The following is a 23,172-nucleotide window of genomic DNA, read 5'->3' on the forward strand; positions in this document are numbered from 1 at the left end:
TGCACGTCGGCACGCTCGGTGATGCACCATTGGGACCCATGGGCACCTCTGACACCACCGCCGCGCACGACGCCGCCGAAGGGACCCTGGTCAGCATCGGCTACGAGGGGCGGACCGTCGGCGACCTCGTCGCCCAGTTGCTCGCGCAGGACGTGCGCGTGCTCGTGGACGTCCGACTGACCCCGCTGAGTCGCAAGCCGGGACTGTCGAAGACGAAGCTGTCTGAGGCGCTCGCCGCCGTCGGCATCAGATACGTGCACCATCGTGCGCTGGGCAACCCGAAGGACAACCGCGCCGGGTTCCGCGCCGGTGAGCCGGAGTCCCGCGCACGGTACCGGGAGGTGCTCGACAGCTCGGCCGCCACCGATGCGCTCGCCCACGTGTGCGAACTCCTGGACGGCGGGGTAGTGGCATTGCTGTGTTTCGAGCATGACCACGCCGAGTGCCACCGAGACATCGTGGTCCGCCAGCTGTTGAAAGCCCGCCCGACCGCTGCCGTGGTGCACGTCTAGAACAGGGCGTCCTCGATCTTCGGCCGCCACACGCCGAGGACGGAGAAGACCCAGTGCCGTGCGTTCTGGTTCCCGACGTAGAAGTGCACGTCGTTGTCCTCAGCCAGCATCTCGCCACGCCACTTCGTCAACATCGCCTCGCGCGCCCGACCGCGGTCGCCGTAGTCACGCAGCCACTTGCGGCCGCCCTGCCCGGCCTCCCAATCCAGGACCTTCTGGTCGTGGCCCTTGCATGTCGCCGTTGCGCACTTGTACCTGTATCGGACGACGAAGGGCGCTGGCTCCAGCGGAGCCAACGATGTGCCGAACAGATCCGGCGCCGAAGCCTTGTCGATCTTCGCCTGCTCGGACTTGCTCCACGGCTGCCCGTCCTCGACGGTGACCTTGACGTCGTACGGCTTGATCAAGCCGAGCGAGGGCGCCCGCTTGGTCATTTCACCCACCGGATTCCGAGCCAACAGGTCGCACATCGTCGTCGTGCCGATCAACCCATCGAGGTTCGCCCGTCGGCCCTGCCAGTTGCTGCTCGTACCGATCCATGCCACGCGCGCCATCTCGTCCTGGCGAGGGCGGAAGGACTCCGGACGGACATCGTTGGACTGGTGGTAGGTGCCGTTCACCTGGATCACGTCGTACTTCTTGAACGTCCGGTCGAAGTCCTCATTGCGGAACCGGACGGGGTACAGGCGAATCCACTCAGGCCGTTCGCGGTCGAGTCGCACGCCGGCGACGCAGACAGTCTCCAGGTACTTGTCGCTCGGGTTGGGGTAGGTCTTGACGGTGACCATGACCTCCGCGGTCTGTTCACCCGGACGCGGCGCCTTCAAACCCCCGCTGTCCACCTCACCAGCGGTGCCATTTCCTCCCATCCGGGCAGATTAACGGCCGCGTGAGCAATCGACGTGGACCTTCCCCAGCGTCGGTCGCGCCGCACACGAAACGCCAGGATCTGGATCTGGCGCGTGTGTCGGTATCACTGCCTATGGTCATCTCGTGCCTAGCCAACTCGCGATCGAGACCGTCACCCGCCTTGCGCGCCGCACTCCGGTGAGGCCAGAGGCGGAGATCCAGGCCGACATCTACATGCTGTTGACCACTTCAGGCCTCGGCCTCGACTCTGATGACGTCGTGAAGATGGAGTCGCAGGTTGCCGACGGCACGCGGCGTCGCATCGACATCGAAGCCGGTCACGTCGTCATAGAGGTGAAGAAGGATCTCCGCGCCGGAAATCTCGCCGATTACGAGGAGCAGCTCGCGGGGTATGTCCAGCAGCGTCACATCGAGCTCGGTAGCCGTTACGTCGGCATCTTGACTGACGGCACCGGGTGGCGACTCTACAACCTGAGGGACGGGGCGCTCGTCGCTGTATCCGAACTCGAACTGAACCCAAATGCGCCGGACGTCGACCACCTCCTGGTGTGGCTGGAATCCGTCATGGCGACCAGGGACCAGATCAAGCCCACACCGCAGGAGATCGAAGATCGCCTCGGCGCCGAATCTCCCGGCCATCAGCTCGATCACGCGTCCCTCGCGGCTCTGTTCGAAGCGAACGTTGACCACGCAGAGGTGAAGCTCAAGCGCGAACTCTGGGCCAAGCTGCTTCGTACGGCGTTCGGCAAGGGCTTCGTCGATGACCCCGACCTGTTCATCAACCACACGCTGCTGGTGATCACCGCCGAGCTGATCGCCCACGCCGCGATCGGATGGGATGTCTCACCCAGTGGCGGCCTGTCGCCGATTCAGCTGACGTCAGGTACGGAGTTCCAGCAGGCCCAGATTCACGGTGTCGTCGAGGCCGATTTCTTCGATTGGGTGGTACAGGTCGATGGCGGTCAAGAGTTCGTCGCAGAACTCGGTCGGCGCATCGCACGATTCGACTGGACCAAGGTCGAGCATGACGTTCTCAAGATCCTCTACGAATCGGTAATCGCCCCCGAGGAGCGTCAACGCCTCGGGGAGTACTACACGCCGGACTGGCTCGCGGATCGAGTAGTTGCGGCGACCGTCACTGACCCGCTCGGCTCGAGAGTGGCCGACCCCAGCTGCGGGTCTGGAACGTTCCTGTTCCATGCGATCAGGCGGTACCTGCGGGCAGCCGATGACGCGGGCACTGCCAGTGCGGCCGCGGTGGACGAGGTCACGGCGCACGTGATCGGGATGGATGTACACCCAGTAGCCGTCACCCTCGCCCGGGTCACGTACCTGTTGGCGATCGGACTCGACCGACTCAAGGATGGTGAGCGGGGACCGCTGGCGATTCCCGTCTACCTCGGGGACTCGATGCAGTGGGAGCAGAGCCGCGACCTCATCGGAGGCGTGGACAGGGTGACCATCAGCACGGAGGGCGATTCCATCATCGCCGGCGGCGGCGGTGTTCTCTTCGGTGACGACTTGGTCTTCCCGCGCACCATCCTCGGGGACGCCGGCCGGTTCGATCGACTCGTCTCGGAGATGGCAGACAAGGCCCTCGACACGTCCAACAAGAAGAACGGGACGTTGATCGACCCGGTCCTGAGGCGGTTCAACATCGCCGAGGACGAGGCCGAGATCCTGCGTGAGACGTTCGCCACCATGCGGGCACTACACAAGTCGGGAAAGAACCACATCTGGGGCTACTACGTCCGCAACCTGATCCGCCCCCTGTGGCTGGCTGAGCCCGATAACCGCGTCGACGTGCTCGTGGGTAACCCGCCATGGCTGCCCTACGCGAAGATGACCGCCGCGATGCAGGAGAGCTACAAGAAGCTGGCTAAGCCGCGCAACTTGCTGACCGGCGGGCTAGGGGCGGCCAGCCGTGACCTCTCCACACTCTTTGTCGTGCGGGCGGTGGAGCTATACCTGCGTCCCGGTGGCGCGTTCGCGTTTGTGATGCCCTATGGGATCCTCACCCGTAAGCCGCACACAGGCTTCCGCACCGGCAAGTGGATGACGAGGAACTCGGAACACCTCGCAGTGGAGTTCGGAGTCAGTTGGGGCCTGGCCGATGTCACAACCGGTTTCCCCATGGTGTCCTGCGTAGTCCAAGGCAAGCGATCGGCGTCGGCTTCCCCGATCGGGGAAGCCATCAGCGCTTGGACCGGATACCTCGCGCGACCGGATATTCCGTGGGAAGAGGCGAAGGACAAGATCACGATCGGCGATGGCGCTGTGTCTGCGCACGATGCCGGCGCCGTGAGGCCGGAGTCGCCGTACAAGAAGAAGTTCCGTCAGGGCGCCGTTCTCGCTCCGCAGATGGTTCTCTTTGTCCGTGAAGTTCCTGCAGGCCCACTCGGCGCCGGAGCGGGCCGAGTGTCGGTGACGTCCAATCGCAGCACCTACGAGCCCAAGCCTTGGAAGCACCTGGCCGCGATCAGCGCGACGGTCGAGACGAAGTTCGTTCGTCCTACGTACCTCGGTATGACTGTGCTTCCCTACCGCACACTGGAACCGCGGCGAACTGTACTCCCGGTCAATGACGCCGATGTGCTCGAAGAGTCAGCCATCGATGACCACCCCGGGCTCAAGTCCTGGTGGGACCAGGCTGAGGAACTGTGGGGCGCGAACAAGTCAGAGTCAGATAAGGGAAAGCTGCTCGACCGCATCGACTTTCACGGGCAGCTATCGGCACAACTCCCAGTCGCTTCGATCCGAGTTGTCTACACGAAGACTGGGAACAAGCTCGCAGCGGCGATCGTGCGCGACTCACGTGCGATCATCGACTTCTCCCTGTACTGGGCCGAGGTCTCGACCGAGTCGGAAGCGCGGTATCTGTGCGCGGTGCTGAACTCGGGCACGGTGCTGGAGAGGGTGAAGCCTCTGCAGACCCTGGGCCTCTACGGCGCGCGGCACTTCGACAAGTACGTGTTCCTGGTGCCGTTCCCGAAGTACGACAACACCGACGACCTGCACCTTGAGATCGCTTCTCTCGGCGAGAAGGCGGAGAAGCTCGCAGCGACCATCGATGTGTCCTCGGCGCGTACGTTCCAGGCGGCGCGGAAACTGATTGTCCAGGCGGTTGCGGACGCCGGTATCGGTGCGGCGATCGACGCCGCGGTCGCCAAGCTGGTGCCGGCGGAAAGCTGACTCCGCCGGGTTACGCCACCCGCCGCTGCACATCCTCGACAGGGATCAGCCACGCGCCCGGCACCGGCGTGCCGGCACCGGCCCGCACCGCGGCCTGCTGCCCTCGGCTGATGCGCACCTGCACGGCCTGGCGGGTGATCCCCAACAGCTCGGCGGCCTCGGCGGTGGACAGGTATCCGTGCTCGCGGCGCCACGCCTCAGCGGACTTGCGGCTGCGGGGCACCTCGTCAACCCACTCGCGCCGGGTGACTGTGCGGTCCTCCCAGCGCGCGGCGCGGAGACGGCCGTCGCTGATCATCCGCGTCACCGTGTCGCGGTGCACGGAGAGCAACGCCGCGGCGTCGTTGATGGTGAGGAAGCCCTCAGCGTGCAGCCGCTCCTCTTCGCGACGGAAGCGGGCGCGGAGTGCTTCGGCGGCACGGTCGGAGGGGGTCATGCGGCGCTCTCCTTCGCCGCGGCCGGCGCGCGGTAGTTGTAGACGCTCTGCCGGCTGATCCCGAACTCCGTGGCGAGCTTTGTCGCGGACTCACCCGCGGCGAGCCGGGACCGCAGCTCGTCGGCTTGGTCTCCGTCGAGCTTCGCCCGCCGCCCCTTATAGACGCCGCGCGCCTTCGCGAGAGCGATGCCCTCCCGTTGCCGTTCCAGGATCAGTGACCTCTCGAACTCGGCGACGGCACCGAGCATCGACAACAGGAGCGTGTTCATCGGGGAGTCGTCACCGGTGAACGTCATCGATTCCTTGACGAACTCGACCCGCACGCCGCGGCTCGTCAGCTCCCGGACGGTGCGGCGGAGGTCTTCGAGGTTGCGGGCGAGGCGGTCCATCGAGTGGATGACGAAGGTATCGCCGTCGCGGAGGTAGCGCAGCGCCTCGGACAGCGCCGGCCGATCGGTGCTCTTGCCCGACGCCTTGTCGGTGAAGGTTCGATCCACCTTGATCCCCGCCAGTTGCCTGTCGGTCGATTGCTCGGCTGTGGACACCCGCTCGTATCCAACCCGTTCGCCCATTTTCGGCCTCTCTGTCCAGTAGAGGTCTCAGACGTGCCTCTACACGTTGTCCAACAACGCGATTCGGACCCTAGATGTGCGCACTGACAGAAAGCGGCCCGCGACGCGTTTGGGTACACCCCAGTTGGACGGGTAGAACTCGGCCGCAACTGCCCCACGGTCAGCTGACCCCACCCCGAACCGAGAACACCCCGGCCGCGCTCCCATGCGGCCGGGGTGTTTGCAACAACGAAGGCGACCGTAGCCGCCGGGTACGACAACAGGTGGAGGGTGTCGGCAGTACCGATACCCTGGTACGGAAACCGGGTGAACCCGGGCGTGCGACCTGCTTTCACGCCCCGGAGACCCTAAGTAGTGCTGACCCCTCCCCGCCGTTTCCGTACCCGCGCCCCGCGCATCGTCTCCGTGACAGCACGAACATGATCGCGCCATGACCGAGCGCACCCCGTTCCAGTTCGCAATCGACAACCCTGCGGTTCGCCGCGACATCGCCCTCGCGGTCGCGGACGGCGTCTCACCCGAGCAGTTGGCCGAGGAGTTCAACATCTCCGAGTCGACCGTCCGCTCCTACGCTGCGGAGTGGGAAGGCGTGCAGCGGCGTATCCGGAGCCTCGATGCCTGGGAGCGGGAGAGCATCATCCATGCCTGCGCACGCGGTGGCCGCCGCCGCTGGGAACGGGAACTCGGCCCGGAGGTCATCCGGCAGCTGCTCGACGAGGGGTAAGCCGCACCCCGAACAGCACGGAGCCCCCGCACCAGTGGAAGAGGTACGGGGGCTCCGTGTTGGTTGGGCTCAGGCCGCCGCGTCGGGGCGGTTCTGTGCAATCGTCCCGCCCCGGACGGCCTCCGAGATTGTGTCCTCACCATGGAGCAGGCCACCCTCGCCGTACGTGGTGATCTTCTTCTCCTCGCCGTCACCGCCGCGGTGGGCACCGGCCGGTGCGCCGCCGGCCATCGGGGTCATCGGCATCATCGGCATGCCGCCGCCCATGGGGCGGCCCGCGGTCTGCTGCTGTCCGGCGGGGACCTGAGTGCCGGTCCCGGTAGCGCCGCTGGTCTTGGTCTCCGGGCTCGGCGAGTAGGCAGTGGCGGCCGGCGTCGAGCGCCCGGACACGTCAGAGCTCGTGTGGAGGCCGGTCGCGCTCGTGCCGCTCGTCGGGGCCTGCTGGTTGACGGCCGGGGCTCCGCCGAGACTGGTGCCGGTGATCGGCGTGCCGGTGGGGCGGAACGAGGTGCTGGTCGTCGACGGAGACGGCGTGGACGCGGCGGGGGACTCGGTGTGTGTACCGCTGCCCAGGCCGAGTGCCAGTCCGGTACCCGTCTCACCCAGGAGTTCGCGAACACCGTCGAGGTCGAGGACCCCTTCCTGCTTCGCGTTCTTCGCCTGCTGGTTCTGCGGCTGCTGAGCTGCCTGCTGCGGTGCGGCGGCCGCCGGGTTCGCCTGCTGGGTCGGCATCTGCACCGGCTGCTGAGCCTGCCCCTGCTGCGCCAGGAGAGCGGCGATGGCCGCTGTGCTCGGGTCGACGCCGCTGCTGGTCGAGGTGGTCGGCGACGTGGATGTGGGCGAGGCGGTGCTCGACGGAGACGGGGTGCCGGCGGGCTTACCGCTGCTCGGGGCAGCGGGGGTGCCTGAGCTGGGAGCGGTGCGGCCGTTGCCGGTGCCGGTACCCGAGGACGGAGCCGGGGTGCCGGTACCCGGTCCGGCGGTGGGAGCTTCGCCGCTGCTATCCGTCGCCGTCGTCACCCCCTTTATCACGAGCACCGCCCGCTTGCGAGCTGCCTCGTACGCCTCGTCGGCCGTCTTGCGCCTGTTCTTCAGCGCCTGGAGATTGAGGATCGCCGAGTCCTATTCGGCGACGGCCGAATCCAGCAGCGGCTTCATCAGCGCCTTCGCCGTCTCGTCCGTCGCCTCGTCATACGCCTTCTGTGCGGCGGCCAGCGCGGTACCCGCGTCGGTGACACGCTTCTCGGCGGCGTCGAGGTCCTTCTTCTTCGGGGCGTCCCGCTTCCAAGCAGCGACCGCGTCCTTGAGGATCTTCGTGGCGGACTCGATCGCCGCGGCCACCGTCGCCAGGTCGCGGGCCGAGGCGGCGGCGGCGTTTGCCTCAGTCACCACCTCGTCGGGCGTCTTGCCGCCGGCCGTGCCGCGGACACCTGTCGTCGTGGTCTGGATCGCCGTGGCGATACCGTCCAGTTCCGTGCTCAGCTTCGGAGCCGCAGCAGGATCAGGAAGCGCATCGATGCCGGAGAAATCAGGATCGTCAGGGTATGCCATGGGGTTCATTGTCCCTGTTCAGCATGGGTAGTTAGCCCGACGACACGAGTTTCAGGAGGCGGTGACGTACCGGGTGTCGCCCCGTACGGCGGCGGCAGCCACGGGATCGGTCACGACCTGAGCGCCGAGCTCGCGGAGCGCGGTGTCGGCGATGACGCCGTAGGTGCCGCCGGTCGTCTCGCTCTTGGTGAGGATGCCGATGAGGGTCGCGGCGCCGGTATCGCTGACCAGGAACATCGCGGAGCCGGAGTCACCTTCGTGCGTCGTGGCGTCCACAACGATCTGGGCCGTCGCGTCCGCCAGCTTGCCGCATACAAGGCCGCTGACAGCGTCGAGCACGCAGACGGTCTGTCCGATCAGCTCGGGAGACCGGGTTGCTTCCTCGGTGAGTGCGCCTGCGACCGGGTGGCCCGCGATGCTGGACGATGCGGCGGTGCTGGTGATCCAGAGCGAAGTGGCGTCAAGGCTTCCTGGCTTCCGCGGCGTGTACACGCCCACGAACTGTGGATTGGTGTGCGCGGCGTCGGAGAGGTCAACACCCTGGCGCGGTCCGGCTTGTCGCAGTGCCCCGCGGTGAGGTAGCCGCGGTTGGTCGGGCTCATTGTCGGAGCCACCACGGGACCCGCCGTGCATCCCGCGTCTGTGGACACCCCGTCCGAGTGCTCCCAGATGCCGGTGCCGGTGGCGAGTGGTCCGAAGCGGTAACCGGCCGTGTCCCGCTGCTCGGCGGGTACCGACTGGGAGGTCAGGTCGCTGATCCATCGAGTCGGCTTCGCCACGGCGCCCGCAGAGGTCTCCGCACTGCCACGATCGGACGCTGCTTCCCCGGCGGTGTTCGTCGAGCACGCCGACAACGCCACCGCAGCTACTGCGGCAGCGGCGACCAGTGCCAGCCGAACCCTGCTCATGCGTTCGATTCTCCCACGCGACTCCAAACACGTTGTAGAACAACCTGTCACGTCCCCTGCGGTGCCGATCTCGTTCATGCTGTGGGGTGTACTCCCTCCAGGCCGGAACACGGATGCGGGGCGCGAGGGATCAGCGCGGGGACTACTCCCGCAGCAACACGACTGTGTTCCCGGTCGGATCGTGCAGCCACCAGCCGGCACCGTCCCGCGTCCGTTCCGGCAGTGCGAAGGCGCGGCCCATCAACCGCTGCACGGCGGCGTCGGGGTCCGGACCGCAGAACTCCAGCCTCGTCAACGTGTGCGGTCGCGATCCCATCGGGTACAGCTCGATCACCAGTCCCTCGGCGGCGGTGACCGACCAGTGCTCGGGACCGGCACCGTGCTGCTCGTGCACCGGCTCGGCGGCGAGGATCGCGCCGTAGAAACTGGCTGCGCGAGGGAGAGTCGGCGCCGGCACGTACAGCACGATCAGGGACAGCTTCACGGCGCGGACTCCGCGACGATCAGGACCAAGTGGTGCCCCTCTGGGGCGGGCACCTCGTCGCGCGCGGAGGTGATCAAGACCGGCGAGTCGAGGAGCATCGACAGGAACTCCGCGAGACGGGCCACGTCTGAGACGTTCGCGCGGATGACGGGGCGGGTTGCGATTGCAGTCATGCCCGGATCGTGTCACGGGATGCCGACACCGCCCAGGTCGAAAACTCAAGCAGCTCAAGCACATCCGTTGATCCTGCAACATTCCGCGGAGTAGCCGCAGGTACCGGTGATGTTGCCGATTCTGATGCACCGGCAACGGAACGTGCATCCGAGAATCCAGTCGCGCCGTGTCGGTGGGACCGTCCAGACTGGCCTCATGCCCACCGCTGAATCCCGTGACCGCCGCGCCGCAGACCTCCGCGAGCGTGCCGCTCTCGTCCGCCGTGACGGTTGGAGCCCGTACGCATCGACGTGGAGCTCCGGTGAGGTCGCTGGGGTCCGGGCGGTACTCGGTGAGCCGGGAGCCGTAGACGCGGCGGTCGAGACTTGGGCACCGACGTTGTGGGGCGCCGGCGCAGCAGACGCCGACGCCCGCACCGGCTACCAGTCGACGCGGGAGTGGTTCGCGACGGTGATGTCCCGCAACGCAGAGGAGTCGATCGACCTCACGCGCCCCAGCGGGTGGCCACCGATCGACCCTGCCGACGGCTGGGCGAAGCTCCTGACCGACCTCCGCGACGACCTGGAGCGCATCGACCCGCACCTTGTCGTGCGGCAGGTGAAGCAGAAGGGAGGACAGCCGTCCGTATGGGCCGAGGCGAGCGTCCCCACGCTGGCCGACGCGGTACATGACCGGATCTCCGCCGCCGAGGAGCAGTCGGCTCGCACCTTCGAGCTCTGCGGACAGCCGGGGACGATTCGCCAGCGTCCCGACGGCTGGTACCAGTCGCTGTGCGGCGCGTGCGCGCAGAGCGGCCGCTGATGAGGTACGTCGCCGACACGCGAACGCTGGAACTGACCGCCCGCAACATCGCCGCGCTGCGCGTCAAGCTCGATGATGAGCAGAGCGCACGCACCCTCGGCTCGCCGTGCGGCCGAATCCTGGTGCGCGCCGCCGAGGATGGCGACCGACCCAGCGCCGACGTGTCGGAGGGGATCGTCACCGTGACCCGCGCGCAGCTCGCCGAACTCGCGGTCGAGGGCACCATCGTCACCGTCGCCGGGACCACGGTGCGCAGCGTGCCGGACGCCGCGCACTACAGCTCGCGCCCGTCCGGGATCGTGGTCATGCCCAGCTCGGGTGAGGTGACCGGACCTGAGACTTCGCACTGGAAGCTCAGGCACATCTGTGAAGTGTGCGGCAAGACCGAGATCCTCACTCCCGCCGCGGCGTACGAAGCTGGTTGGGACCACCCGCCGCGGATGGGCCAGTTCGGTGTGATCAGCCCCCGCACGTGCGGCAGCTGCCCGATGAGCGAGACCGTCTGGGCGGCGCTGATGCTGCACGGCCGCAGCCAGGAGAATCTGACGCGGAAGCAGCTCGACGTCGTGGCCCGCATCCTCGCGGAACCGATGTCAATCGAGGTGGATGAGGGGGACCGGTGAGCGCCTACGACATCGTGGCCGTCGAGTCCCGCGGCGGCACCATCGTCCGCACCCGGTTTCGCGACGGCGTGGTGGCCGACCACGACATGAGCTACCTCGTCGGCCGGAGCGAGGTGTTCGCCACGCTCACAGCCGAGATGATCGCCGCGGTGGAGCTGGTGGACGGCGACACGATCGGGTGGCAACTGCCTGACGGTCAGCTGATCGATCTCGCGCCCGACGCGCTCCACGAGCACGCTGTCACCGGACGGTGCCCTGGCGGCAGCTGCGAGGGCTGGACCCCGGCGCACACAAGCCTGATCGACGTAGTGATCACCGCGCCCTGGACCGAATCGCAGCGGGATCGGGAACGCGGAGAGCAACGGGGTGGCGAGAAGTGACCGACGAGAGCGAGTACCCACCGCCCACTACGGTTGCCGAGCTGCGGCGCATCCTCGACCAGCTGCCCGGGGGCATGCCTGTGCTCGTAGACGGGTACGAGGCCGCCTACGCCGCGATCGGCGCCGTCGCGCTCACCGAGGTGCAGGAACTGTCCGGCAGGCCGAGCTACCTCGGCCGGTTCGAGCACCCGGGCGACGCGGCACGTGCGGTCGCGGGAGACGATGCCGCGGCGTGGATGGTCAGCGATCCCGGCCCACTGCCGAAGCGGGTCGGCGATCCAATGGTGGCGCTGGTGCTCCGGCGCGAGGAGCGGGAAGACGAGGAGTAGCCTTGGCCCCGGCGCCAGCGCGGCGAACAGCGGAGACACCGCCGGAGCGCCGCCGCCGTAGTTACGCGGGCCGCCAATAGAGTCGGCGCATGGCACGCCCTCCCCGTTGGCAAGCGACGCTGGACGCCAGCGTCGAGGAAGCATGTCTAGCGGTCAGGCTCTACAACGACCCCGCGGAGAGCCGCTCCTTCGAAGGCTTCGTCATCCACATGCACCTGGCGTGGCTCTACCTGCTGCACGCGGAGTTCATCCGCGACGGGATCGATTACCGGTACTGGGATCCGCAGTACAAGAGGCGTCTACTCAAGGTCGACGGGGAGCCCAAGACCTGGGAACTGGAGCGCTGCCTTCGCGAACGCTGGGCCGACGACACCGACGTGGTGCGGGCGAACCTCGGGCTCTTCATACGGCTGCGAAACCGGCTGGAGCATCGGCACGCTCACGCCGACGCCGCGCTCATGGTCACGCTGTCGGGCCACTCCCACGCACTTCTGCTCAACTACGAGCAGGAGCTCACGAACCAGTTCGGGGCGGACCACTCCCTCGCCCTCCGGCTCCGTATCCCACTCTTCGTCGGCACGTTCAGCCAGCAGGGCGAACAGGCGCTCCGACGACTCCGCAAGACGCTCCCCACCGATCTCCGCGGTTTCCTCACCGACTTCGAGTCCGGGCTCAGCCCGAATGTGGCGGCCGACCCCCGGTACGAGTTCAGGCTCCGGGCGACCGTCGAGCTGGCTCCCAAGGATCCGGATGCCGTCGCCGTGCAGTTCACGCGCTACGACGACATGACCGACGAGGAGCGCGCAGCTGTGGAGGAGATGGGCCGCAAGGGCCAGGTCATCGTGAGGGATCGCAAGCGACCGGTCTCAGGCCTCGGCCGACTAATGCCGAAACCCGCCGCCGCGGAGGTGGAAGCAGAGATCCCGTTCGTGTTCAACGTCAGCCACTTCACGTCGGCCTGGAAACGAGGAGAAGTTCGGCCGTTGCCCGGCGACTCGAATCCGGATCGCACGAACTCCGACTTCTGCGAGTACGACGAGCCCACAAAGTCGTACCGGTACACGAGGGCGTACGTGAGCCACCTCGTCAAGCGGTGCAGCACAGCTGAGGGCTTCCGAGAAGCCACCGGGATGACGCCCCGCCCCAAGGAGAGCGAAAGCGACGCCGCTGCAGATTGACGGGAGGTCACGGCAGGCGCCCGGTTGCGTAAGTGCGTCAGGCCGCCGCGTCGCCCTCCGTGATCCGCACCAGCTCGCGCATCGGGATCAGCCGGCGCCGGCCGACCTTGACGCCGCGGAGTCGACCGTCCTTCATCTGGGCATAGATCAGCGACTCGGAGCAGCGCAGGTAGCCGGCCGCCTCCTTCACCGTCAACATCGTCTGCGGGGCGGCCGGCGCTGCGGGTTGCGCCTGACCGACGGCGGCGATCAGCGCGGTGATCGCGGCGCTCAACTCGGGGTTCGTGTTCTCGCTCATGGATCGATCCGACCACGGGCATCCGACGCTGTCGCCCGCGCCAGCAAACGTTCCTTCGGCGTGTCGCGCTGAGCGCAGCAGGGAGTGCCGTCTACAGCGGCGTGTCGTCCTGAACCCACCCCGGTTGACCACCCCTCAAGAGATGCTGCACCGCATGGCAAAGATCCCCGAATTCGTCACCCCCATCGACCTGCCGTCCGGGAGGCGATATGAAGTGCGGCCGGAGGTGACCGGTCCTGATGGCAAGCGGCAGCAGAAGAGGAAGAGGTTCAAGACGCTCAAGGAGGCCGTCGACTACTGCAACGGCATCGCCGCCGACCGCGGCCGCGGCGTGCACGTCGCGCCGTCGGAGCTCACCGTCGAGCAGGCCGTGGACTCCTGGTTACTGGGCCAGCGAATACGACCGAAGACCATGAGTGCGTACGTCACGGCGCTGCGGCCGATCGTCGACCACCTCGGCGTGAAGAAGGTCCAGGACGTCACCAAGGACGACATCGAGTCGGTGGTGCAGGCGCTGCGTGCGGGCACCTCGAAGATGGGCACCTGGAACGCGCCGTCGAAGCTGCCGAAGTCAGCGAAGAAGGTGCGCGGCGAATGGGCCGCGACGTCCATCAACCCGATGCTCGCCAGGACCCGCAGCATCTTCGACGACTTGGTGAACCAGGGCATCCTCGTGCGCAACCCCGCAGCGCTCGTGAAGTCGCTCTCGACCGACACCGAGAAGAAGATGAACACGCTCACCGCCGAGCAGGTCTCCCAGCTGCTCGCCGCGACCGACTCACACTGCTACGGGATCGCCTGGAGGCTGGCGGTTCTCGGGCTGCGACGCGGTGAGATTCTCGGCCTCTCCTGGGACGCGGTCGACTTCGATGCCGGGACCCTCGCGGTGACGACCGCGCGGCTGTCCACGGCGGGCGGCGCGACGACCGGCGCACCGAAGACGAAGAGCAGTGTCCGAACGCTGCCGATGCCCGATGATCTGACGGCCGCGCTGCGTCGTGTTCGGAAGCGGCAGAAGGAGGCAAAGCTGCGCCTCGGATCGAAGTGGATCGACAGCGGCTATGTCGTCGTCGATGAGCTCGGCGCGGCGCCGTACCCGGACACGTTGACGGCTGCGTGGCGCAAGGCGCTGAGTAACGCCGGGCTCCCCCACGTTCGGCTCCACGACGCACGGCACTCATGCGCGACCCTGATGCACCTGAACGGCGTCCCGACCGTGGTGATCGCGGCGTGGTTGGGGCACCAGGATCCGGGCTTCACCTTGCGCACCTACGCGCACAGTACGAACGACGCGTTGGCCGACGCGGCGGCCATGCTCGGGTCGATCACGACCGGGAAGAAGAAGGAAGCGCAGTAGCCCGAGAAGTGACACATCCCGTGTCACCTCGGGGAGCCGCCGGAGGAATAAGCAACCCAGCGTGTCACTTCGTGTCACATCGGCCCGATCGGAATCTGCCCCAGATACGAGAAAAACCACCTGCTACCAGGTGGTTCTCTTGGTGGCCAGGGCCGGGATCGAACCGGCGACCTTCCGCTTTTCAGGCGGACGCTCGTACCAACTGAGCTACCTGGCCGGAAGGCACGTGTGCCTCGCCGTATGAAGCGACCCTGACGGGACTTGAACCCGCGACCTCCGCCGTGACAGGGCGGCGCGCTAACCAACTGCGCCACAGGGCCTTGCTCTTCGCTCCGCGTTTCCGCGTTACGAGTACCCCCTACGGGATTCGAACCCGCGCTACCGCCTTGAAAGGGCGGCGTCCTAGGCCGCTAGACGAAGGGGGCCAGAACCGAATCTCTCCGGGGACTCGCAACGTTTCACGTTGGGAGCTTCGCTAGCTTAGGGCACGGCGGGCCCAATCCTCAAACGCGGGCTCGATCGGGAAGGCAGTATCCTGTTCCGGCACGGCCCCTATAGCTCAGTTGGTAGAGCTACGGACTTTTAATCCGCAGGTCGCAGGTTCGAGCCCTGCTGGGGGCACCGCATCGACGTCGGTGTGGCGGCGGCTGCGCCGCAGCACCGGAGCAGCCGCTGTGACCTTTTTCATACCCCCGGGCCCGGCAGTGCGGCGCTCAGATAGGTCAGATCCCCGAACGCCACCGCCAAGGCGTCATCGCCGTACTCCAAGCCGGCGTCGGCGTAGAGCTCGGTGACCTGCCGGCCCGACACGGTCCAGCCCGCCGCGGTCAGGTACTCGACGATGTGGCTGCGTTCGCCGTGATAGATCAGATCGCCGATCTCCACCTCCAACCCGAGCGCGGCCATTTTCTCCCGGTGCTCGCGCCACTCCGGGCTGGAAAACACCGACGTGTCCTGGATGAACTCGCAGGCCAGCCGGCTGCCGGGGGCACTGAGCCCGGTGATGGTGTCAAACAGCGCGTCCTGATCCGCAGGCTGCAGGTAGACCAGCAGGCCCTCGGCGCTCCACACGGTCGGCGCCTGCGAGTCGAATCCGGCGGCCCGCAGCGCGGCCGGCCAGTCGTCGCGCAGGTCGACGGCCACAGTGCGGCGCTCGGTGGTCGGCTCGGCGCCCAGGCCGGCCAGGGTGGTGGTCTTGAAGTCGATCACCTGCGGCATGTCGACCTCGTAGACCACGGTGCCGGCCGGCCAGGCCAGCCGGTAGGCGCGGGCGTCAAGCCCGGCGGCGAGGATGACGGCCTGGCGGATGCCGCTAGCGGTTGCACTCAGGAAGTGCTCGTCGAAAAACCGGGTGCGTACCCCCATGCCGTGGCCCATCCGGACCGGATCGAAGTCGCCGCCTTCGGGAAAGGCGATCTCGCCGTCCACCAGGCGGGTGAAGAAGTCAATGCCGACGGCACGCACCAGTGGCGCCGCGAACGGGTCGTCGATCAGTTTGTCCGGCCCGGTCGTGGCCAGCGCGCGTTGCGCCGCCACCATGGTCGCGGTCGCCCCCACACTGCTGGCCAGGTCCCAGCTGTCACTGTCCGTGCGCGTCATCGTCGTGCCTCCGAAATCCCGATCAAAGTTACCTAGACAGGCTACCGACTTCCGCTGCGCTGGGACACCACGCCGCCGGCGACGACGGTCACCGCGACGAGGTCGGCATCGAGCGCGGCCAGCGCCTCGGCCGGATCCGCGGCCAGCAGACACACGTCGCCGGGTTCACCGGGGGCGATCCTGCGCAGTGCCGCGGGCCGGTCGGGTCGGCCGGTGAACATCGCCAGCGCCTCGCGGGCCGCGATCCGCTCGGTGCGGCCCAAAACGACACCACTCGGCGTGCTCCGGTGCACCGCGGCCCGCATGGCCGCCCAGGGATCGCCGTCTCCGAACGGCGTGTCAGTGGACAGCGCCACTGCAATCCCGTTGTCCCGCAACGACGCCAGCCGCCACAGTTCGTGGTGCCGATCCGCCTCGATCTCGGCCAGGTAGTCATCACCGCGTTCGGCCACGAAGTTGGGCTGGGTGATGACGATGATGCCGAGCGCGGCGAGGTCGGCCAGCCGGTCATCGGGCACCACCGCGGCGTGTTCGATGCGGTCATCGCGATGCACCCCGGCGGTTTGCCAGGCCGCGATCGCGACGGTGAGCTGGGCATCGGTGACGCAGTGCAGCGCCACGCCGTGATCACGGGAGTGGTTGTCGCACAGCGCTTTCGCCAGCGCATCCAGGTCCAGGCGGGCATCGTCGAGGATGATCTTGGTCGGCCCGAGGGTGACCCCGGGCGGGGCAACAACCCCGGCGGGCGCCAGGCAGTGCAGGCGCTGCAGCAACTCACCGGTGCGCCGCGCCGCGGCAAATACAGCCAGATCGGCATCCCCGTGGTCGGGGGTGGCTTCGGTGATGCCGGTGACGCCCCACGCGGCCAGCCGCCGGCTCAGCTGCGTCAGCGACGGCTCCCGGTGCGGCAGCCGGGGCACCGGGTCGCCGTGGGCCCGCAGCAGCCGTCCGTCGCCGTGGTCGGCCATCGCGGTCCGGGCCAGGCCGGCGGAGTTGAGCACCCACAGCGCGCCGCTGCGGTGCGCCACCCGCACCGGAACCTCCGGTGAAAACCGGTCCAGCAGTGCAGCGTTGAGCTCGCCGGCGACCGATTCGTGGTAGCCGTAGCCGCGCACCCAACCGTCGCGATCCGGGGTTGCGGAGCGCAGGGCGGCGGCCAGCTCATCGACCGTGCGCACCTGCGGGGGCCCCAGACACACTGAATCCAGCGCCGCGGCCGCCGACCGCAGATGCAGGTGGTGATCGTGGAGCCCGGGAATCACCGTGGCGTTGCGCGCGTCGAGCACATCTTCACCGCGGCGCGCCTCCAGCCGGGGCGCGACTTCGGTGATGGTGTCGGCGAGCCGGATGTCGACCACCGGCCCGTCCAGCAACACCGCGCGCTGGATCAGCACCGCGACGCCGCCTGAACGAGTTCGCCGACCCGCGCATTGTCGGCCCCCAGCCGCGGGCCGCGGCCCTCGATCCGCGGGCGGCCTGGCGGCGACGCCGGGTGCTCACCGGGGGGCTGCAGCGGTAGCGCGGCATACCCGGCGGCGACGGTGGCCAGCGAGAAGGCGATCAGCTCGCCGCCGCCGCGGGCCAGCGCCTCGAACACCGCGACGGCCGCTTCGATGCCGGTCAGCGGATCGGCGATGGCGTCGCCGCAGAACACCGGGTCGCCAGCACCGTCGAAGCCCACCAGCCCGCCGCCCACCGCGGCGTCGTCACCGAAGCCGGGGAAACCGCCATGGCCGGTGATCTGCAGCCACACCCGCCCCGGCCGGCCCGTTACGTCGAGCGGCCCCAGACCGCGGCGGGCCAGCGCCGCGGGACGCGAGCCTTCCAACACCACGTCGGCGGCCGCCAGCAACTGCGCCAGAAACACCGCGTCGTGATCGAAATCGATGGCGCACGACAGTTTTCCGGTGTTCATCCAGTCGAAGAACGCGCGGTCCCCCGCACGCGTCCCGTCCGGGCGTGACGGGCTTTCCACCTTGACCACCGTGGCGCCGGCCTGCGCCAGCAGCTGTCCGCACAGCGGCCCGGCCCACAGCGAGGTCAGGTCGACGACCAGGGCCCCGCCCGGTCCGCGGCTCGGGCCCGCAGGACCGACCCGGCGGATCAGCGGTGGCGCGGCAGCGGTCTCCCCCAGCCCGGCGGCGGGAAGGTCGAGCAGCCGGGCACGGCCGACCACGTCGGCTACCGGCTGATCGGCCGCCCATGCGGCGATGGCGGCCCACGGCTCACCGGGGCAATCGGTTTCGATCAGGGCGGGCACGGCGTCGAGGTCGTCGGGACGCGACAAGGTGAGTGCCCACCAACCGTCGACGGCGGGCAGCAGCCGGGAGGCGCCCCCGGGCGACACCCGGCCGGCGCGGGTGAAGCCCCGCAGCGCGGCGCGGCCGGCCAGCAGCGACGCGGCGTCGACGCCCAAATCCAGCCGATCGACGAGCTGCCCGGCGCGCTGCAGCACCGCGGCGCGGGAGAAATCCGGGCGGCCGTCGGGCGCACCGGTCAGCCAAGCCAAACCGGATGCGCCCCAAGCCGCCTCGGCCATCAAAACGTCGCGATCTCGTCGATCAGCCCCCAGCGCAGGGCGGTCGGTGCGTCGATGGTGCGGCCGGACAGGATCAGATACGCCGTGCGCCACCGTCCGATCCGGCGGGTGATGCTGACGGTGCCGCCGGCGCCCGGGATCAGCCCGAGGTTCAGCTCCGGCAGACCCAGCACCGTCTCGGGGTGGGCCCGCACCCGGCCGCAGAAGGCCGCCATCTCCAGGCCGCTGCCCAGCACCTGGCCGTGGATCTCGGCGCGGCAGCGCTTGCCGAGCCGAGCGGTCAGCGCATCCAGCGCCAGCGCGGGGCTGTAGCGGGTGCGGGCCAGGTGCGCGCTGGGCACGTCGGTGAAGCCGCCGAACTCGGCGAGGTCACCGCCGCTGCAGAACGACCGCCCGGTCCCGCACAGCACCACCTCGTCGATCGAGGTGTCAGCGGTAGCGACGGCCAGCCCGTCGAGCAGCGCGGCGCGCATCGCGTTGGTGAAGGCGTTGTGCCGCTGCGGGCGGTTGAACCGCAGCCGCAACGTGTCGCCGTCCCGATCGATGACCACCGGGTCGCTGGTGTCGGGCGCGGTGGCCGGCCCCCGCTCGGCCAGCCAGCCGGCGAACTCCGGGCCGGCCTGCAGCACCGAGTAGGCCAGCGATTCGGTGACCACCCCGGCGCGTGCGGGCGCCGCCGGATCCACCGCGCGCAGCACGTCGTCGCAGATCGCCGCCGCATGCGGACGGCGCCGGCACCGATCGGCGAGGTCGGCCAGCGCCTCGGCCACCGATCCCACGGTGATCACCCGGTGATCCGTCGCATCGGTCTCCGAGAGGGTGAAGCTGGCACGCTGCAGCCAGTGTTCGGCGTGCGCGGTGTCGAAGCGGGTGCCCGTCGCGATGATGATCCCGGCGCCGGGCTCGGCGTCGGGTGGCGCCTGGAGGTCGACCACGCTGATCATGACGCACGTCAGCGTACCGAGGGCCGGGTGCGACCATGCTCCGCACGGTAGCGGAACTACCAGAAAATGATAATGTCGTTCTCATTCACGACGCATGACGGGGAGCCGAGCGGTGAGCATTTCGTTGTTGCTGGAAATGGCGGTGTCCGCCGACCCGGACCGGGTCGCCGTGGTCTCGGAATCGGCCCGCTACACCACCGCGGAGCTCAACGCCCTCGCCGACGCCGGGGCCGGCGTGATCAACGAGACCGGCGCACGCAGTGTGGCCTACGTCGGGATGGGTGGCGACATGCTGCCGCTGCTGCTGTTCTCCGCGGCGCGCGCCGGGCAGCCCTTCGCGCCGCTGAACTACCGGCTCAGCGGGCAGGCGCTGCGAGAGCTGATCGCCCGGCTGCCGCAACCGCTGGTCGTCGTCGACAAGGAGTACCTCGATCTGATCGGGGAGGTCGGCGACCTCGGCGGCGGCGGGATCGATTCGGACACCTTCTGCGCGCGGGCCCGCACCACCGCACCCGCGGTGCAATGGCCGGATCCCGATGACGTGGCGGTCGTGTTGTTCACCTCCGGCACCACCTCCGCACCGAAAGCCGTTGAGCTGACCCACAACAACCTGACCAGCTACGTAACCGGCACGGTGGAGTTCGGTTCCGCCGAACCCCAGGACGCCGCGCTGATCTGCGTTCCGCCGTATCACATCGCCGGCGTCGGAGCCGCGCTGAGCAACCTCTACGCCGGCCGCAAATCGGTGTATCTGCGCCGCTTCAGCGCCGCTGAATGGGTCCGGCTGGTCACGACCGAGGCGGTGACCACCGCGACCGTGGTGCCCACCATGCTCGAGCGCATCGTCTCGGAACTGGAAGCCCACCCCACCCCGCTGCCCACCCTGCGCAACCTGGCTTACGGCGGCTCCAAAGTGGCCCTGCCCCTGGTGCGCCGGGCGCTGGACCTGCTGCCCGAGGTCGGCTTCGTCAACGCCTACGGGCTGACCGAGACCAGTTCGACAGTCGCGGTACTCACCCCCGAAGACCACCGCACCGCTTATGAATCCAGCGACGACGACGTCCGCAAGCGGTTGGGCTCGGTCGGGCGCCCGGTGCCCGGTATCGAGGTCGTCATCCGCGACGACGAAGGCCGGCCGGTTGCCGCCGGCGTACCCGGCGAGCTGTTCGTCCGGGGCGAGCAGGTCTCGGGCACCTACACCGGCATCGGATCGGTGCTCGACGCCGACGGCTGGTTCCCGACACGTGATCTGGCGGTGCTGGACAGCGAGGGCTACCTGTTCATCGTCGGCCGCTCCGACGACACCATCATCCGCGGCGGCGAGAACATCGCCCCCGCCGAGATCGAAGACGTGCTGGTGGAGCACCCCGAGGTTCGGGAGGTCGCGGTGGTCGGGGCCCCCGATCCGGAGTGGGGTCAGATCATCGTCGCGTGCGTGGTCCCGGCACCGGGTGCGGCGCCGCAACCCGACGCGCTGCGCGAGTATGTTCGGCAACAGCTGCGCGGGTCCCGCACGCCGGACCGGATCGTCTTCCGGCCGGAGCTGCCGACTACCCCGACCGGCAAGGTGCTGCGCCGGGAACTCGTTTCTGAACTGACCGAAGCACTGCAAACCGTCCAAGCCGAAGGGGCGCAATGATCAAGTCCGGTACCCGTCTGAAGAGTCAGGTGTGCGACACCCAGGTCATCGTGGTGAAGACCGCCGACAGCCTCGATGAGCTGCGTGCCGGCGGCGCCCCGATGGTGCCCTTGGAGGACAGCGCGGCCGGCGGCGCGACCCTGGACCCCGCCTTCGCCGGCGGCGCCGTGATGGGCAAGCGCTACGTCGACGACGCTGGCGCCGAGGTGCTGGTCACCAAGGCCGGCGCCGGGACGTTGAGCATCGGCACCGTGCCGATGACCATCAAGGAAGCCAAGCCGCTGCCGGCCAGCGACTGACCGGCAGCGCCGGCCCGCTCAGGCCTGCTCTGGTGCCGGCGGCCGGAAGAACACCACCAGCTGCCCGATTCCGCCGGCCAGGCCGAGCCCGGCCGCGATCAGCAGGCCGGTCCACCCGTCGCACCAGTTCTGCCCGAACAGCAGCTGGTCCAGGCTGAGCGGCCCGGCGCCGAGCATGGCGATGCCGACGGCGACGGTGGCCAGCACCAGGTTGTACTCCCAGCCGCTCTTGACGATGAAGAAGCCGTTGCCGCGGTGCACCGTCCAGGCCGCCACCAACATCAGCGCGACGAAGCCCGCCGCGGGAATCGGCGTGAGCAGACCGGCGGCCAGGCCCAAGCCGGCGGCGATCTCGGTGCCGGCGGCCATCCGGGCGTGCAACGTGCCCGGCCGCATCCCGATGCTGTCGAACCAGCGTGCCGTGCCGGGGATCCGGCCCCCGGAGAAGATCTTGTTGTAGCCGTGTGCGGCCATGGTCAGGCCCAGGCAGAGCCGCACGATCAACAGTCCCACGCCGTAAGCGGTCATCGAATGGGTTCTCCTTCTGCTTGATCTTCTTGGTCGTCTTGCTGATCCGTCACGCGCATCACGTGCTGGAGCCGGCCGACGAAGACCGGCGGATAGACGCCGACGCCGGCCCGGGTGATCCATTCGGCGGCGAATTCGGGTTGGCTGATCCACCGCGCGGCGCCGGCTTCGTCCACCTCTTCGGAGGCCTCCTGCAGCATGAACACTTCACGGGGATTGTCAAAAGCCTGGAATATCAGGATCTTCCGGATGCCTGCCGCGGTGAAATCTCTGGCGGTGGCATGGACGTGCGCGATCAGCGTCCCGGCGTCGACGACTTCGGCCACCGCCGCGACTACTACGCCCGGCGGTTCGGCGAGGCTCGCCGGCTCGGCCAGGTCGATCCGCTCCGCCAGCGCACCGGCGAAGACGGCCGGGATGTCGCTGACACCGACGGCGTCGAACCAGCCCATGAACGCCTCGTCGCGCAGCAGGTCGACCACCGGCTGCGCGGCGCGGATCGCCATCACCGCCAGCACCCGGCCGGGATCGACAGACGAGGTGTAGATCAGGACGTGGCGCGCACCCAGGTGAGCCAGGCTGTCGCGGTGACGTTGCAACAGCGGCCAAACCCGGGCCGGATCCGGAACCCGGTAGTCCGTCACCAACACCAGGGAGCGCGACTGCGGCTCCGACACGTTCACGGTCAACGCGCGATAGCGCCCGTCAGCTGGCGGGGCTCAGGTCCGCAGCGACTGAGGTACATGCCGCCGGACCGCAGCGGAACGTCTCAATCTGGGCCGTTCCCGAACCGGTGGCCGCCGGGTCGACACCGGCCGCCCGCAACGCCTGGGCCTTGAAGGCGCGGGCCGCCGCGCTGAGCCGGTGCTGTCGGGTGTCGACGTCGCGATGCAGTTCGGCGGGCACCGCTCCCCACAGCGTCACCTCGGTGCTGCTGTGCTCCAGCGCGTCGAGCACGCCCTGGCGCACTTGGGCGTGGCCGTCGAACATCTCGGCGCAGACGGCGATCGTCTGGGGGTGCGGCCACTGCTCCCACTGCTTGAGCACCGACGCCAGGTCCAACACCTGGGCCCCGAGGATCTGCAAGGGCCGGATGTCCTCCCGGTCGTCGAGGATCATCACGGTGACGTCCCACCCGGCCGTCGCGCGGTCGTAGAGCCAGCCGCCGGCGGCGGTCACCACGTCCAGCACGCCGCGGCCGACCACGTCGAACCGGTAGCGCATGTCCGGATCGC

General features: G+C 68.6%; 27 protein-coding genes and 4 tRNA genes. 12 read left to right on the forward strand and 19 right to left on the reverse strand.

The window, feature by feature from the left end:
• The first annotated feature begins 38 nt into the window (after positions 1-38).
• Positions 39-512 carry a DUF488 family protein gene (locus A5694_RS21020; RefSeq protein ID WP_064924238.1) on the forward strand — a complete coding sequence of 158 codons (474 nt, stop codon included), beginning with the start codon at positions 39-41 and terminating at the stop codon, positions 510-512.
• On the opposite strand, the gene A5694_RS21025 is transcribed toward A5694_RS21020, so the two are convergent.
• On the reverse strand, positions 509-1,381 hold the full coding sequence (locus tag A5694_RS21025) for a hypothetical protein (RefSeq protein WP_234786399.1): 873 nt from the start codon (positions 1,379-1,381) through the stop codon (positions 509-511). The two genes, A5694_RS21020 and A5694_RS21025, sit on opposite strands and share 4 nt — an antisense overlap.
• Before the next feature lie 124 nt (positions 1,382-1,505).
• On the opposite strand from A5694_RS21025, the gene A5694_RS21030 reads away from it, so the two are divergent.
• Entirely contained in the window at positions 1,506-4,574 is a 3,069-nt protein-coding gene (locus A5694_RS21030) for an N-6 DNA methylase (RefSeq protein WP_064924239.1), read from the forward strand.
• Positions 4,575-4,584: 10 nt separating this feature from the next.
• Here the strand turns inward: A5694_RS21030 and A5694_RS21035 are convergent, their stop codons facing one another.
• Positions 4,585-5,010 (reverse strand): helix-turn-helix domain-containing protein, encoded by a 426-nt coding sequence (locus tag A5694_RS21035; protein WP_064924240.1) that lies wholly within the window; start codon positions 5,008-5,010, stop codon positions 4,585-4,587.
• On the reverse strand, positions 5,007-5,582 hold the full coding sequence (locus tag A5694_RS21040) for a recombinase family protein (protein ID WP_064924241.1): 576 nt from the start codon (positions 5,580-5,582) through the stop codon (positions 5,007-5,009). Before A5694_RS21040 ends, A5694_RS21035 begins: the two co-directional genes overlap by 4 nt.
• 430 nt (positions 5,583-6,012) lie before the next feature.
• Between A5694_RS21040 and A5694_RS21045 the strand changes: the two genes are divergently transcribed.
• Positions 6,013-6,306 (forward strand): helix-turn-helix domain-containing protein, encoded by a 294-nt coding sequence (locus tag A5694_RS21045; RefSeq protein WP_064924242.1) that lies wholly within the window; start codon positions 6,013-6,015, stop codon positions 6,304-6,306.
• A gap of 69 nt (positions 6,307-6,375) precedes the next feature.
• On the opposite strand, the gene A5694_RS21050 is transcribed toward A5694_RS21045, so the two are convergent.
• The 5 genes from A5694_RS21050 to A5694_RS24220 all read right to left on the reverse strand — a co-directional run bounded on the left by A5694_RS21050 (position 6,376) and on the right by A5694_RS24220 (position 9,422).
• Positions 6,376-7,326, reverse strand: a complete 951-nt coding sequence (locus A5694_RS21050) for a hypothetical protein (RefSeq protein WP_131809627.1) — start codon at positions 7,324-7,326, stop codon at positions 6,376-6,378.
• A 102-nt stretch (positions 7,327-7,428) separates the two neighbouring features.
• Positions 7,429-7,857 carry a hypothetical protein gene (locus A5694_RS21055; RefSeq protein WP_131809628.1) on the reverse strand — a complete coding sequence of 143 codons (429 nt, stop codon included), beginning with the start codon at positions 7,855-7,857 and terminating at the stop codon, positions 7,429-7,431.
• Between the two features lie 51 nt (positions 7,858-7,908).
• Positions 7,909-8,349, reverse strand: a complete 441-nt coding sequence (locus tag A5694_RS21060) for a hypothetical protein (protein ID WP_065019082.1) — start codon at positions 8,347-8,349, stop codon at positions 7,909-7,911.
• Positions 8,350-8,907: 558 nt separating this feature from the next.
• Positions 8,908-9,249 carry a VOC family protein gene (locus A5694_RS21065; RefSeq protein WP_064924246.1) on the reverse strand — a complete coding sequence of 114 codons (342 nt, stop codon included), beginning with the start codon at positions 9,247-9,249 and terminating at the stop codon, positions 8,908-8,910.
• Positions 9,246-9,422, reverse strand: coding sequence for a hypothetical protein (locus tag A5694_RS24220; RefSeq protein WP_165604308.1), 177 nt, complete (start codon positions 9,420-9,422; stop codon positions 9,246-9,248). The genes A5694_RS21065 and A5694_RS24220 overlap by 4 nt, the downstream gene beginning before the upstream one ends.
• A gap of 196 nt (positions 9,423-9,618) precedes the next feature.
• Here A5694_RS24220 and A5694_RS21070 point away from each other — a divergent pair, with 196 nt between their 5' ends.
• The 5 genes from A5694_RS21070 to A5694_RS21090 all read left to right on the forward strand — a co-directional run bounded on the left by A5694_RS21070 (position 9,619) and on the right by A5694_RS21090 (position 12,734).
• A complete protein-coding gene (locus A5694_RS21070) occupies positions 9,619-10,224 on the forward strand; it encodes a hypothetical protein (protein WP_131809629.1) in 606 nt (201 codons plus the stop codon).
• Positions 10,194-10,847 carry a hypothetical protein gene (locus tag A5694_RS25195; RefSeq protein ID WP_342710586.1) on the forward strand — a complete coding sequence of 218 codons (654 nt, stop codon included), beginning with the start codon at positions 10,194-10,196 and terminating at the stop codon, positions 10,845-10,847. The genes A5694_RS21070 and A5694_RS25195 overlap by 31 nt, the downstream gene beginning before the upstream one ends.
• The gene (locus tag A5694_RS21080) at positions 10,844-11,227 is read left to right on the forward strand and encodes a hypothetical protein (protein ID WP_064924248.1); all 384 of its coding nucleotides are present in this window, start codon (positions 10,844-10,846) and stop codon (positions 11,225-11,227) included. The genes A5694_RS25195 and A5694_RS21080 overlap by 4 nt, the downstream gene beginning before the upstream one ends.
• Positions 11,224-11,556, forward strand: a complete 333-nt coding sequence (locus A5694_RS21085) for a hypothetical protein (RefSeq protein WP_064924249.1) — start codon at positions 11,224-11,226, stop codon at positions 11,554-11,556. The genes A5694_RS21080 and A5694_RS21085 overlap by 4 nt, the downstream gene beginning before the upstream one ends.
• Before the next feature lie 89 nt (positions 11,557-11,645).
• Positions 11,646-12,734 (forward strand): DUF3644 domain-containing protein, encoded by a 1,089-nt coding sequence (locus A5694_RS21090; protein ID WP_082952788.1) that lies wholly within the window; start codon positions 11,646-11,648, stop codon positions 12,732-12,734.
• A 37-nt stretch (positions 12,735-12,771) separates the two neighbouring features.
• On the opposite strand, the gene A5694_RS21095 is transcribed toward A5694_RS21090, so the two are convergent.
• Positions 12,772-13,032 (reverse strand): helix-turn-helix domain-containing protein, encoded by a 261-nt coding sequence (locus A5694_RS21095; protein ID WP_064924250.1) that lies wholly within the window; start codon positions 13,030-13,032, stop codon positions 12,772-12,774.
• Between the two features lie 154 nt (positions 13,033-13,186).
• Here A5694_RS21095 and A5694_RS21100 point away from each other — a divergent pair, with 154 nt between their 5' ends.
• Positions 13,187-14,389: a tyrosine-type recombinase/integrase gene (locus tag A5694_RS21100; RefSeq protein WP_234786398.1), complete on the forward strand. Its 1,203-nt coding sequence runs from the start codon at positions 13,187-13,189 to the stop codon at positions 14,387-14,389.
• A gap of 140 nt (positions 14,390-14,529) precedes the next feature.
• On the opposite strand, the gene A5694_RS21105 is transcribed toward A5694_RS21100, so the two are convergent.
• From A5694_RS21105 to A5694_RS21115, 3 genes are all read right to left on the reverse strand, one after another.
• A tRNA-Phe gene (locus A5694_RS21105) sits at positions 14,530-14,606 on the reverse strand.
• Positions 14,607-14,635: 29 nt separating this feature from the next.
• Positions 14,636-14,709 (reverse strand) — tRNA-Asp (locus A5694_RS21110).
• Positions 14,710-14,741: 32 nt separating this feature from the next.
• Positions 14,742-14,814 (reverse strand) — tRNA-Glu (locus A5694_RS21115).
• Positions 14,815-14,937: 123 nt separating this feature from the next.
• Between A5694_RS21115 and A5694_RS21120 the strand changes: the two genes are divergently transcribed.
• Positions 14,938-15,010: transfer RNA gene (locus A5694_RS21120), tRNA-Lys, on the forward strand.
• 63 nt (positions 15,011-15,073) lie between these two features.
• On the opposite strand, the gene A5694_RS21125 is transcribed toward A5694_RS21120, so the two are convergent.
• Genes A5694_RS21125 through A5694_RS21140 form a run of 4 tightly spaced genes read right to left on the reverse strand, consistent with a single transcriptional unit; the run spans position 15,074 to position 19,471 of the window.
• Positions 15,074-15,988 (reverse strand): class I SAM-dependent methyltransferase, encoded by a 915-nt coding sequence (locus tag A5694_RS21125; RefSeq protein ID WP_064924252.1) that lies wholly within the window; start codon positions 15,986-15,988, stop codon positions 15,074-15,076.
• Positions 15,989-16,029: 41 nt separating this feature from the next.
• A complete protein-coding gene (locus A5694_RS21130) occupies positions 16,030-17,382 on the reverse strand; it encodes an amidohydrolase family protein (RefSeq protein WP_064924253.1) in 1,353 nt (450 codons plus the stop codon).
• Positions 17,376-18,527 carry a CoA transferase gene (locus A5694_RS21135; protein WP_064924254.1) on the reverse strand — a complete coding sequence of 384 codons (1,152 nt, stop codon included), beginning with the start codon at positions 18,525-18,527 and terminating at the stop codon, positions 17,376-17,378. The genes A5694_RS21130 and A5694_RS21135 overlap by 7 nt, the downstream gene beginning before the upstream one ends.
• Positions 18,527-19,471 (reverse strand): enoyl-CoA hydratase/isomerase family protein, encoded by a 945-nt coding sequence (locus A5694_RS21140; RefSeq protein ID WP_064924255.1) that lies wholly within the window; start codon positions 19,469-19,471, stop codon positions 18,527-18,529. Before A5694_RS21140 ends, A5694_RS21135 begins: the two co-directional genes overlap by 1 nt.
• A 112-nt stretch (positions 19,472-19,583) precedes the next feature.
• On the opposite strand from A5694_RS21140, the gene A5694_RS21145 reads away from it, so the two are divergent.
• Both A5694_RS21145 and A5694_RS21150 read left to right on the forward strand, forming a co-directional pair.
• Positions 19,584-21,110 (forward strand): class I adenylate-forming enzyme family protein, encoded by a 1,527-nt coding sequence (locus A5694_RS21145; RefSeq protein ID WP_064924256.1) that lies wholly within the window; start codon positions 19,584-19,586, stop codon positions 21,108-21,110.
• The gene (locus A5694_RS21150) at positions 21,107-21,409 is read left to right on the forward strand and encodes a hypothetical protein (RefSeq protein WP_064924257.1); all 303 of its coding nucleotides are present in this window, start codon (positions 21,107-21,109) and stop codon (positions 21,407-21,409) included. The genes A5694_RS21145 and A5694_RS21150 overlap by 4 nt, the downstream gene beginning before the upstream one ends.
• Positions 21,410-21,427: 18 nt before the next feature.
• Here A5694_RS21150 and A5694_RS21155 read toward each other — a convergent pair whose 3' ends face one another.
• Genes A5694_RS21155 through A5694_RS21165 form a run of 3 tightly spaced genes read right to left on the reverse strand, consistent with a single transcriptional unit; the run spans position 21,428 to position 23,161 of the window.
• Positions 21,428-21,937: a DoxX family protein gene (locus A5694_RS21155; RefSeq protein WP_064924258.1), complete on the reverse strand. Its 510-nt coding sequence runs from the start codon at positions 21,935-21,937 to the stop codon at positions 21,428-21,430.
• Entirely contained in the window at positions 21,934-22,614 is a 681-nt protein-coding gene (locus A5694_RS21160; protein WP_064924297.1) for a hypothetical protein, read from the reverse strand. Before A5694_RS21160 ends, A5694_RS21155 begins: the two co-directional genes overlap by 4 nt.
• 28 nt (positions 22,615-22,642) lie before the next feature.
• On the reverse strand, positions 22,643-23,161 hold the full coding sequence (locus A5694_RS21165) for a hypothetical protein (protein WP_064924298.1): 519 nt from the start codon (positions 23,159-23,161) through the stop codon (positions 22,643-22,645).
• Positions 23,162-23,172: the final 11 nt, after the last annotated feature.

The organism is Mycolicibacter sinensis, from assembly GCF_001667945.1.
GTDB classification, from domain to species: domain Bacteria; phylum Actinomycetota; class Actinomycetes; order Mycobacteriales; family Mycobacteriaceae; genus Mycobacterium; species Mycobacterium sinense_B.